The organism is Aquimarina intermedia (assembly GCF_008124785.1).
GTDB classification, from domain to species: Bacteria; Bacteroidota; Bacteroidia; order Flavobacteriales; family Flavobacteriaceae; genus Aquimarina; species Aquimarina intermedia.
Genome location: NZ_VNHU01000007.1, coordinates 112,455 through 124,675 on the forward strand (window position 1 = coordinate 112,455; position 12,221 = coordinate 124,675).

7 protein-coding genes are annotated in these 12,221 nt (G+C 36.8%); 2 read left to right on the forward strand and 5 right to left on the reverse strand.

The window, feature by feature from the left end; genetic code table 11:
- Window positions 1-5: 5 nt before the first annotated feature.
- From BD809_RS11335 to BD809_RS11355, 5 genes are all read right to left on the reverse strand, one after another.
- Window positions 6-1,862 (reverse strand): glycoside hydrolase family 13 protein, encoded by a 1,857-nt coding sequence (locus BD809_RS11335; RefSeq protein ID WP_148783088.1) that lies wholly within the window; start codon window positions 1,860-1,862, stop codon window positions 6-8.
- 77 nt (window positions 1,863-1,939) lie between these two features.
- On the reverse strand, window positions 1,940-4,246 hold the full coding sequence (locus BD809_RS11340) for a glycoside hydrolase family 65 protein (RefSeq protein WP_148783089.1): 2,307 nt from the start codon (window positions 4,244-4,246) through the stop codon (window positions 1,940-1,942).
- A 6-nt stretch (window positions 4,247-4,252) separates the two neighbouring features.
- The gene (gene pgmB / locus BD809_RS11345) at window positions 4,253-4,918 is read right to left on the reverse strand and encodes a beta-phosphoglucomutase (RefSeq protein WP_148783192.1); all 666 of its coding nucleotides are present in this window, start codon (window positions 4,916-4,918) and stop codon (window positions 4,253-4,255) included.
- Entirely contained in the window at window positions 4,918-6,297 is a 1,380-nt protein-coding gene (locus BD809_RS11350; RefSeq protein ID WP_148783090.1) for an MFS transporter, read from the reverse strand. The genes pgmB and BD809_RS11350 overlap by 1 nt, the downstream gene beginning before the upstream one ends.
- 127 nt (window positions 6,298-6,424) lie before the next feature.
- On the reverse strand, window positions 6,425-7,447 hold the full coding sequence (locus BD809_RS11355) for a LacI family DNA-binding transcriptional regulator (protein ID WP_148783091.1): 1,023 nt from the start codon (window positions 7,445-7,447) through the stop codon (window positions 6,425-6,427).
- A 223-nt stretch (window positions 7,448-7,670) separates the two neighbouring features.
- Between BD809_RS11355 and BD809_RS11360 the strand changes: the two genes are divergently transcribed.
- A complete protein-coding gene (locus tag BD809_RS11360; RefSeq protein WP_148783092.1) occupies window positions 7,671-10,616 on the forward strand; it encodes a SusC/RagA family TonB-linked outer membrane protein in 2,946 nt (981 codons plus the stop codon).
- Between the two features lie 18 nt (window positions 10,617-10,634).
- Window positions 10,635-12,200: a RagB/SusD family nutrient uptake outer membrane protein gene (locus tag BD809_RS11365; RefSeq protein ID WP_148783093.1), complete on the forward strand. Its 1,566-nt coding sequence runs from the start codon at window positions 10,635-10,637 to the stop codon at window positions 12,198-12,200.
- The last annotated feature ends 21 nt before the right edge of the window (window positions 12,201-12,221 follow it).

Here is a 12,221-nt window from a genome sequence, read left to right on the forward strand (position 1 = left end):
AATTTTTATTTTAAATCTAAAATTAAAGCGGTTTTTGGCTGAATTGTTATTTTTGATGTTAGGTCAAAATTCTCATCCGATATTACATCTGTACCCTGGGTAAACGACTGTATACCTTCTTTAAAACGAGATGTATCAAGTTTTCTAATTTTTGAGCTATTGTTAATAAGGACCATAACGGTTTGTGTTTCATTGGATCTAAAGTACACATACACATTATCAAAAGGAATATATTGTAACAAATTACCGTTGTGAACTGCTGTTGCTTCTTTGCGCCAATTTAATAGTTTTTTTGTGAATTTGTGATATGCTTCCTGATCACTGGTACGGCCATGATTGGTAGACGCTGATTTGAAAGCACTGCGACCATCTACAAACCACCCTCCGGGAAAATCTCTTCGTATATCGCCATCCCCTTTTTCGTCGCGATTACCTAACATACCAATTTCATCGCCATAATATAACTGAGGAATTCCGCGTGTAGTCAATAGCAACGAAAGCACTAATTTATATTTTTTTATATCACTTTGGAAAATTCCATTTATACGATTCGTATCATGATTTCCGGCAAACACCATGATATTATTGACATCAGGGTATAAGAAATCATTAACAAAATTGTCATACGCCCGAATCATTCCTTTATCCCATCCCGTTTCATCTTCAGAAAACATTGTGGTAACGGCGTCATGTAAGGTAAAATCCATCACTGAAGGAAGATTGGAGTTGTAATTATCCAATGCTCCTATTTTACTATCCTTCTGCCAATAGGAAATCTGCGCTTGGTCATGCATCCATACTTCACCAACAATATTAAAGTTGGGGTACTCATCCATAATAGCTTTAGTCCATTGAGCTATGCCTTCTTTATCATTGTAAGAATAGGTATCTACACGCAATCCATCCAGACCGGCATATTCTATCCACCATATAGCATTTTGAATCATATACCTTAAAACAAAAGGATTGCTCTGATTCATGTCAGGCATCGTAGTATCAAACCAACCATTCATACACCCTTTTTTGTCTACTTCGGAGGCATAGCTATCAAACTGAGTTGCCATTCTGTAATTACTTCTGGTAAAACCTTCGGGCCACTGGTGAATCCATTCTGCAAAAGGTAAATCCTGTATAATCCAATGCTTGGATCCCCAATGATTCGTTACATAGTCCATGATTAATTTCATATCACGCTCGTGCATTTCATCAGCTAACTTTTTATAGTCTTCGTTAGTTCCATACCGAGGATCAATACGATACAAATCACTTTGGGCATACGTATGATAAGAGTATTTTGGCTCGTTATCTTCTAAGAGCGGCGTACTCCATATAGCAGTAGCTCCCAAATCATGAATATAGTCCAGATTATTGATCACCCCTTGAATATCACCACCGTGTCTGCCGCCGCCATTAGAACGCTCAACTTTTTCGCTCATCTCGGGATGAGAATCATTATCCCGATTGCCATTTGCAAAACGATCCGGCATAATAAGATATACGACATCACTGCTATCAAAACCTTTGCGTTCGCGAGAAGAAGGGTTTCTAGCTACAATTTCGTAAGGATGTGTAAATGCAATGGAGCCATCTTTCGAAAAACTAAAGGATGCAGTGGATGGTACTACATTTTTAGTGTTTACAGTAACAAAAAGGTAATTAGGATTCACAACTTTATCTACCTTGATGATTTGAAGTCCATCCGACTTTACCTCATAATTAGCGAGACTATCGCCATAAAATAATATTTGAATTTCAGAGGTTTCCATATCACTCCACCAATGTGGGGGTTCAACTTTTTTAATCTGTGCATTGCCAAAGGCTATAAAACAGCAGATACATACTATAAACAGTTTAATTTTCATCGTTACTTCTCTTTTAATTACTTGCGTGAATCACTAACTACAAAGTTAATGAGAGTTTTCTATACAACTTACTTTACTTACACTGTTATCAAATTATCGGGCGCGACAAGAATTGTTTTGTTATTTACAAGAATAGTCAACTCTTCACTCCCTTCTAATACAAAAGATACCCCTTCATGAGAAACAGAAACTTTTAAAATTTGATTTCTAAAATTCACTTTAAATGAATAGGCAGACCACTGTAATGGAATTTTGGGTGTAAAGGACAATTGATCATTTATGATACGTAGTCCACCAAATCCTTCCACAATACTCATCCATGTACCAGCCATACTGGTAATATGTAGGCCTTCTTCAACCTCTTTATTATAATCATCCAAATCCAATCGGGAAGTCCTTAAATAAAAAGTGTAGGCCTGATCCACTCTTCCCAAGCTTGCTGCCTGAATACTATGTACACAAGGCGATAATGATGATTCATGAACAGTGAAAGGCTCGTAGAAATCAAAATGTTTTTCAAGTTGCTCCTTTGTGAAATGATCTTCAAACAAATAAAAACCTTGTAATGTATCCGCCTGCTTGATATAGGGTGAACGCAAAATACGATCCCAACTCCATTTTTGATTTATAGGACGTTCTGAAGGATCCAAATCTGAAACCGTAATCAACTCTTTATCCAGAAAACCATCTTGTTGTAGATATACATCATGCTTTTCAGAATATGGAAAATACATACCTTCCGCCACAGCTGACATTTTTACTATTTCTGAAGCCGTTAAGTTAGTCTTCTTAATAATTCTGTTATAGTCTTCTGTAAAATCAACTTTTACTCGGTTAAGATTCTCGATACAATAGTTTATGCACCACTGCGCTAGGTAATTCGTGTACCAATTATTATTGACGTTATTTTCATACTCGTTGGGACCCGTAACACCAAGAATAACATACTTATCCTTATCTGTAGAAAACGTCGCTCGTTGCTGCCAAAATCTAGCAATGGCTATCATAACTTCCAATCCCTTCTCCGGAATATAAGAGTAATCTCCCGTATAACGCACATAATTATAAATAGCAAATACCATAGCCCCATTACGATGAATTTCTTCAAAAGTTATTTCCCATTCATTATGAGATTCTTCTCCATTCATGGTAACCATTGGATACAACGCAGCTCCATTAGTAAAACCGAGTTTCTCTGCATTCTCTATAGCTTTATCCAAATGATTATAGCGGTATACCAATAAATTGCGTGCCACTTCATGGTTTTTGGTCGCCATGTAAAACGGAATGCAATACGCTTCGGTATCCCAATAGGTACTCCCGCCATATTTCTCACCGGTAAATCCTTTTGGACCGATATTCAATCGCGGATCTTTTCCTAAATACGTTTGGTTAAGGTGAAAAATATTGAAACGAATACCTTGCTGTGCCTTAACATCGCCTTCAATTACGATATCGGCCATCTCCCATATTTGGGACCAAGCATCTTTTTGTTCTTGAAGTAATATGTCAAACCCTTTTTTTACTGCCGCATCAAGGGATTCTTTACTTGCTGCTTTTAATTGGTTCTGTGTATGGTTTAACGAAACTGTATAACCTCCAAATTTGTGTAAGGCCACAGTTTGACCTTGTTTCACTGTTAGTTCATACGACTGTTCAATGTATGCGTTATCTTGGGATACTTTCGCTTCTATATCTTGAACAGTACCATCTAACAGTACTGTATTAACCATACCTGTACAGACATGAAAGTCGGTTTTTAAAGTTTTAGAACAGATTTGGGATACTTGATTATCTTGTGAAACCTCATAAGTCTCCCAGAATTGGTCATCCCAATTTGTATCTTCATTGGTAATGCCAGAATTAAGATAAGGTGTCAGTTTGATTGTAGCATTATGAGTCAAAGGTATTACCTGATATTTAATGGCGCCTACCTCATCCTGAGACAAGCTTAAGAAACGAGTAGCTTTAACCTGAACTGTGATATCATTAGGAAGAACGGCTTCAAAGGAACGTTCATACCAACCTTCTTTCATGTTAAGCTCTCTCTTAAAATGAGCCACACTTTTACACGTATAGAGATCCAATACTTCACCATTAACCTCTACATTAATACCTATCCAATTAGGTGCATTTAGGACTTTTGCAAAATACTCCGGATATCCGTTTTTCCACCAACCAACTTTGGTTTTATCCGGATAATAAACACCAGCTATATAACTTCCTTGAAAAGTAGGTCCTGAGTAATGTTCTTCAAAATTTGCTCGTTGTCCCATAGCACCGTTTCCGATACTAAAAAGGCTTTCTGAAGATTTGACGCGAGCCACGTCAAATTCTTCTTCGATCAGTGACCAAACATTTGGTTGTATATAATCCTGATTCATAATTTTTTATACTTTTTCTGTGGTTATTAATTGGTTTATAAACTGGTTGTCCATCTCTTTAAAGTTCTCAAATACATAATCCGCTTCATATAGTATAGCGCTATCCCCTATACCTATACTAACCATTCCCGCAGCATTTGCCGCTTGAATTCCGGCTACAGAATCTTCAAAAACTACACAGTGTTCTGGTGCTATATTAAGACGCTCTGCTCCTTTTATAAATACCTCGGGATCGGGTTTCGCCTTTGTTACATCCGTGCCATCAATAATTGTCTCAAAATGTTCGCGTAGGTTCACTTTATCGAGAATGATACGTGCATTTTTACTTGCAGACCCAAGAGCAATTCCACAATTCTGTGTCTTTAGATATTCTAAGACTCTGACAGCATCAGGGAGAATTTCATTCTGATTCATATTATTGATATACGACAAGTACTCTTCGTTCTTCTCTACAAGCAATTTGTCAAATTTATCCTGTGGAATTTCTAAATTCCCCCATTCCAATATCTTTTCGAGAGATCGAATACGACTTACTCCCTTTAACTGTTCATTTTGTATTTCTGAAAAAGATATACCTAGTTCCTCTGCTAAATTTTTCCATGCGAGATAGTGGTATTTGGCTGTGTCGACGATAACACCATCTAAATCAAAAATAAATCCTTTCTTATTCATCATTCTGTTACTTTTGGTATGTATGTAATTGCGTCTTTATTTGTTATTAATAAGTTGCATGCAGCTGCTATAATTAAACTAATACCTGCCACAATCATTGCATTTATCGTTTGTTCACCAATTAATTTATATGCAAAATTAACGCCGCCCAGTGCTGCAATAATTTGCGGAATCACAATAAACATATTGAAGATTCCCATGATTACACCCATTTTCTTGGGATCTACGGAACTTGACAACATGGCGTAGGGCATCGATAAAATACTTCCCCATGCAAATCCTACAAGAATAAAAGACCCCATCAGCCAAATCGGTGAGGGTATAAAATACATGGATATAAATCCTACCCCTCCTAACAATAGAGAGCCAAGATGTACAAATTTGCGATTGATTCGTTTTTTTGAAGTGTAAAATGTTAGTAATAAAGCAAATGCCATAGAAGACAAACCGTAATATCCCATATAACGACCTACTTCGTTAGAAGATTTTTGAAATGCAGTATTAGCAACATTAAACGCTGTAGCAGATGCTGGTTGTTCCATATTAAAATTAGCTTCTACTGGTGCGGGAGTATCGAACACATGTTCTGTGAGTGCAGGATTCGCTAAACTCCACATGGTGAAAAATGCAAACCAACTAAAAAACTGAACAAGTCCCAGTTTTTTCATGGTTGTTGGCATGTTTCCTATATTATTAAGAATATCAGGTATAAATTGATTTTTCTTTTTCTTCTCTAACTCAAATTCAGCCATATCCTCAGGAGGATATTCTGTCGTGGTAAATACGGTATATAAAATACTTATTAGAAATACAAAAGCTCCTATTGCGAAAGCCACCTTTACGGACATCGGTATCACACCTACCGGAGCAGCATCGCTAACCCCCAACTGTGAGACCATCCAAGGCAAATTACTAGCAACCCAGGTTCCTATACCTATAATTAGTGTTTGAGTTACAAACCCATAAGAACGTTGGGAGTCAGGTAATTTATCAGCTACTAACGCTCTAAAGGGTTCCATTGAGATATTAATCGATGCATCGAGTATCCACAAAAAGCCGGCGGCTACCCATAGAACGGGTGAATGTGGTACGAGAAATAAAGCAATAGAACTCAAGATAGCTCCTATTAAAAAATAGGGTCTTCTTCTACCCCAACGAACACTCCAGGTACGATCACTCAAATATCCTATAATAGGTTGAACCAGTAATCCTGTGAGGGGTGCTGCAATCCATAAATATGGTATAGCATCTTTGTCTGCTCCTAGTGTCTGGAAGATTCTGGACATAAAACCTCCCTGTAGTGCAAAACCGAATTGTATTCCCAGAAAACCGAAACTCATGTTCCAAATTTCCCAGAAACTTAACTTACGCTTGTTCATCAAGTATTTGTTTGAATATTAACTTGATAAGCGGTGAGACTTATCAAAACTTATTTCGTAGAAAGTAGAAATACAAGTTTTGATAGGTGCCAAAGATATTATATTTTTTTGATTAAACACATACCTATTATTTTTTTGTTGACTGGCGTTCAACTAAACTTGTATCTATAATAACTGTTTTATATTCTTCGGTAGCTAGCGGGTCTCCTTCTAACTTATCGATTAATAACTTTGCTGCGCGTTCGCCCATCTCCTCCCCATGTTGACTTATGGTGGTCAAACTTGGAATAAAATGTTTAGATAATATACCATCAGTAAATCCTATCAGAGAAACATCATTAGGTATGCTTTTACCTCGTGCATATAAAATTTTTGCTGCTGTAACCGCAAATAATTCGTTAACAGCAAAAATTGCATCGAATTCATTACTCGCTAAAAAGGCCGCAATTTCTTCTTCACAATGCTCGATATCTTCAATTTTTAAAATAAACTCTTCGCGTTCGGGGATATCATGTGCTCTTAACGCTCTCAAATACCCGGTAGTTCTCAATTTCCCAACACTTATATAGTCAACCGTCGACAAAATCGCAATTTTAGCACAACCCTTTGACACTAAATGATTTACTGCTTTTTGGGCCCCTTTGGCGTCATCAATAATAACTTTATCACACACCAATTCATCAATGATTCTATCAAACAACACTACCGGCATTCCTTGACTCATGGTTTCTTCGATATGATGATAATCTTTGCGTTGCTGTGTTTCTTTTGCGACAGATATAATGAAACCATCAGCACTGCCACTAGCTAACATCTCCATATTAATTACTTCTTTATCAAAAGAATTGTTAGAAGAACATATAATTACGTTATACCCTTTGGCATTTGCAACCTTTTCTACTCCACCTATTACTGTTGTAAAGAAATGATGTACTATTTCGGGTATAATGACACCAATAGTTTTAGTCTTTCTATTTTTTAAACTTAACGCTATATTATTAGGTTTGTAGTTATAAAGCTTAGCAAAGGCCTTCACTTTTTCTCGGGTATCCTTACTTATCTCAACACTGTCTTTTAAAGCTTTTGATACAGTAGAGATGGAAACATCAAGTTCTTTTGCAATTTGTTTTAAGGTCACTTTCTGTTTCATACACTGAATATCAAATTAATAAATCCTGAATTTAAGCACGAAAATATAGTATATGAATAAATTATTACTTAAAATTTTACAGTAAATACAAAAGTTTTCCACACGCAAACGTTTGCGTTGACCCTAGAACGTTTTCGCAACTATTTTTAACATAGAAATTATCTACATTGTGAGCAGAAAGTAGAAATATAAGTTAAGCATACATTAACAAATCATTTTATTTATGAAAACATTTACTATAAGCTCATGGATCTTTTTTTGGTTGATTCCATTGAGCTTTTTTGCACAGTCTACGGTTAGTGGTGTCGTTTCTGACGCTGGCAATGGACAACCCATCCCTGGTGTAAATATAATTGTAAAGGGCACATCTAACGGAACCACTTCAGATTTTGATGGGAGATATTCAATCACCAACGTAAACCAAGGTGATATCCTCACATTTTCCTATGTAGGTTTTAAACCTCAGGAAGTTGTTTATGCCGGAAATAACACAATCAATGTTTCTCTAGAGGTTGATGCAGCCGAACTGGAGCAAGTAGTTCTTATAGGATACGGAACTACCAGAAAAAAGGATCTTACAGGATCTGTATCTACGGTTACAGCCGAAGAACTGAACAAAGGCGTAACCACTTCTCCTGCGGATTTGTTAACAGGAAAAGCCCCAGGTGTTCAGATAACTTCTGCCGGAGGTGCTCCAGGTAGCGCTCAAACCATTCGTATTCGTGGGGGTGCTTCTTTAAATGCATCCAATAAACCGCTCTTTATTATCGATGGAGTACCTATCGATAATGATGATATTGCCGGTTTACGTGATCCTCTGAATATTATTAATCCGAATGACATTGAAAGTTTTACAATCCTAAAAGATGCCTCTGCCACAGCGATTTATGGTTCTAGAGCATCCAACGGTGTAATTTTAATTACCACAAAAAAAGGTACGAGTGGTAATGATTTAAGAGTAAACTATGAGAGTAATATCTCAATACAAGACGTAACACAGAGTATCGATGTCTTATCCGCCGATCAATTTAGACAAGTTGTAAACGAGCGAGGTAATCCTACGCAAATTGGATTATTAGGTACCGCTAATACGGATTGGCAAGATGAAATTTTTCAGCAATCAATTAGTCACACTCATAACATTAGTCTTTCTGGTGGGATGGAAAATTTTACGTATCGCGCTTCGGTAGGGTATAATAATCAAGAAGGGGTGTTATTAACGTCGGCATTGGAACGTACTACGCTTTCTGCTGCTTTATCTCATAAATTCTTTGAAAACCACCTTAAGATCAATTTGAACACGAAAACAGCATTGATCAAAAATCGTTTTGCCGATACCGGTGCTATTGGTGCTGCAATTGTTTTTGATCCAACGCAGCCTGTATTCGGAGATTTTCCGCAATATGATAATTTTTATCAATGGACTGAGGCTAATGGAAGCCCGATAACTTTGGCTGCTAAAAATCCAGTAGCAATGCTTAGGCAGCAGGATGACTCTTCAAACGCCTTCAAATCGATAAGTAATATTCAATTTGATTACAAATTTCACTTCTTACCAGAATTAAGAGCTAACCTAAATCTAGGTCTTGACAAAACTTCCAGTAATGGTAGCAAGGTTAGGACACAGAGTTATTTTTCTTCTTATGCCTTCAATACAGGCTTATCTGCTCAAGACACTTACGCTCAAGAGAAAGAAAATAAGTTGCTAAATGCTACTCTTAATTATACGAAGGAATTTAACAATCTCAATTTTGGAGTGTTGGTAGGGTATGAATACCAGGATTTTCATACCGAGCAAATAGACTTCACTAATATTCAGGATCCTGAGATTGAAACATTAAAAGATACTTTTCTTAATCTCAATCTACAATCCTATTTCACGCGTGTAAATCTGGGATATGACAGTAGATACTTATTTACTTTTACCTATCGTAGAGATGGAACATCTCGATTCAACGAGGATAATCGTTGGGGTAATTTTCCGGCTGCAGCCGTTGCATGGAATATCTCTAATGAATCTTTCTTAGAAGATTCGTCAACAGTATCTGATTTAAAATTAAGAGCCGGATGGGGTATTACAGGGCAACAGGATTTAGGGACAGGTTTCTACTTACCCTACATTCCAACTTATACCGGTAGTAATCAAAATTCTCAATACCCAGTAGGTAATGGATTTGTTACAACATTTAGAGCCGACCCCTACAATGACAACTTAAAATGGGAGGAAACTACCACCTATAATATTGGTTTAGACTACGGTTTCTTTAATGATCGTTTAAGTGGTAGCATTGACGCCTATTACAGAGAAACTGAAGATTTATTAATTACAAATCTTTCATTTCCTGCAGGATCAGGACTTTCAAACAAGGGAGCTGCTAATGTTGGGGTAATTGAAAACAAAGGTGTAGAATTTTCTCTAAACGCAATTCCTGTTCAAACAGATGATTTACAACTTAATATTGGGTTTAATATTACTTATTTTGATACTGAAATAAGTGAACTATACGCAACTCAAGATCCTAATTTTATAGGTATACCACAAGGAGGTATTGCAGGAGGAACAGGAAACAATATTCAAATTCATTCGGTAGGATACACACCCTTTACTTACTACGTTTATCAACAAGTGTATGATACAAACGGTGATCCAATTGAAGGTGTGTTCGTAGATCGTAATAATGACGGTCAAGTTAATCCTGACGATCTTTATCGTCACGAACAACCAGCCGCTGAGATCTTTGCAGGGCTTAATACAGATTTGAGCTACAAAAATTGGGGATTTAACATGGCATGGAGAGGAAGTTTTGGAAATTATGCTTATAATAATGTACAATCAAATACGGGGTATTATAATAACATGTTGCGTTATGATAATACTTTATCTAATTCGGTTGAAAATGTATTGGAAAGTAATTTTACTTCAGAAAACTTCTTATCTGATTATTACATACAAGATGCATCCTTCGTAAAACTGGATCGTGTAACGTTGAGTTATGATTTTAATAACCTCTTCGAAAAAATAAGAAATGTACGTTTGTATGCAACCGTTCAAAACGTATTGACAATAACTGATTATGATGGATTAGATCCGGAAATCCAAGGCGGAATTGATAATAACATCTATCCAAGACCTACCATCTACTTATTTGGAGTAAACGTAGATTTTTAATTGAAAAAAATTAATACAATGAAAAATTATAAAACATATTTAATCTTATTCTGTACAGGGATGTTTTTATTGGCATCATGTTCTGATGATCTCAACGTAGCTTTAGAGGATCCGGATATCACTGCTGCCGATGATTTGTATAGTTCTGAAGATGCTTACTACAATGTTCTTATTCGTTTGTATGCAGGTTTATCTGTTTCCGGTCAAAGTGGCACAGAGAGTACTGATCTTTTTGATACCGATGTTAACGAATCGCAATATATTCGTGCTTACTGGTTACCACAGCAGCTTACAACCGATGAAGCCGTAATCGGGTGGGCTGATAGATCAATTGCTGACTTTCATTCTCAAAGCTGGACCGTTGCCGATCCATTTATTCAGAATATTTATGATCGTATTTTCTTTCAGATAAGTGCTTGTAATGAATTTATCCGTCAAGCTTCAACCAGAGAGAATACTCCTGCAAATATTCAGGAATTAATTGCTGAAGCGAGATTTCTGAGAGCCTTAAGTTACTGGCATGCGATAGATCTTTTTGGTAATGTTCCTTTCGTTACTGAAGAAGATCAGGTTGGATTTTTCTTTCCGGAACAAATAGAACGCAAAGATTTATTCACCTATATAGAATCAGAGCTGTTAGCGATTGAGGATACTGTAAAAGCAACCTTGCAAAATGAGTATGGCCGTGCTGATCAAAGTGCAGTTTGGACACTACTTACAAAATTATACCTTAATGCAGAGGTGTATACCGGACAGGAGCGTTATGCTGATGCGGTTACCTATGCGGCTAAAGTTATCAATACAAGTCATACGCTTGAGAGCAACTATCAACACTTGTTTTTAGCCGACAACTTTTTGTCAAAGGGAATTATTTTCTCAGCGAATTTTGATGGTTTAAGAACTCAAAACTTTGGAGGAACCACCTTTTTGACGCACGCACCGGTAGGTGGTAAGATGAACCCTGCCGATTTTGGAATCAATGGTGGATGGGCCGGATTGAGAACTACCTCTGCATTTGTGAATAAATTTCCGGACACAACCGGAGATATTGACAGTAGAGCGTTGTTTTTTACCGACGGACAAACTTTAGAAATTGAATCCATTGGAACTTTTGAAAATGGTTATGCAATTACAAAATGGAGAAACGTGGATAGAGATGGCAACCCAGGAGTTGATGTAGCCGGAGATTTCGTGGATGTTGATTTTCCGATGTTTAGATTAGCCGATGTGTATTTAATGTATGCAGAAGCGGCTCTACGCAGTAATACTGGTTCTATTGCAGACGCAGTTTCTTATGTAAACCTCATTCGTGAGCGTGCTTATGGTGACACTAGTGGAAATATAACAAGTGGGGAGTTAACTTTAGATTTTATTCTTGATGAACGTTCGAGAGAATTGTATTGGGAAGGACATCGTAGAACTGATTTAATTAGGTATGGTAGATTTTCTACCAGCTCATATGTTTGGCCATGGAAAGGTGGTGTACCGGCAGGAATTTCAACTTCTTCGCATCTCAATCTATTACCTATCCCTTCATCAGATATCAATGCAAATACAAGCTTAAAGCAAAACGATGGTTACTAATTGAATTAGATGATGTTTTTC

Bases quoted from the DNA above. Each gene is read 5' to 3' on its own strand.
- BD809_RS11335 (WP_148783088.1), bottom strand. From the start codon at position 1,862: ATGAAAATTAAACTGTTTATAGTATGTATCTGCTGTTTTATAGCCTTT.
- BD809_RS11340 (WP_148783089.1), bottom strand. From the start codon at position 4,246: ATGAATCAGGATTATATACAACCAAATGTTTGGTCACTGATCGAAGAA.
- pgmB (WP_148783192.1), bottom strand. From the start codon at position 4,918: ATGAATAAGAAAGGATTTATTTTTGATTTAGATGGTGTTATCGTCGAC.
- BD809_RS11350 (WP_148783090.1), bottom strand. From the start codon at position 6,297: ATGAACAAGCGTAAGTTAAGTTTCTGGGAAATTTGGAACATGAGTTTC.
- BD809_RS11355 (WP_148783091.1), bottom strand. From the start codon at position 7,447: ATGAAACAGAAAGTGACCTTAAAACAAATTGCAAAAGAACTTGATGTT.
- BD809_RS11360 (WP_148783092.1), top strand. From the start codon at position 7,671: ATGAAAACATTTACTATAAGCTCATGGATCTTTTTTTGGTTGATTCCA.
- BD809_RS11365 (WP_148783093.1), top strand. From the start codon at position 10,635: ATGAAAAATTATAAAACATATTTAATCTTATTCTGTACAGGGATGTTT.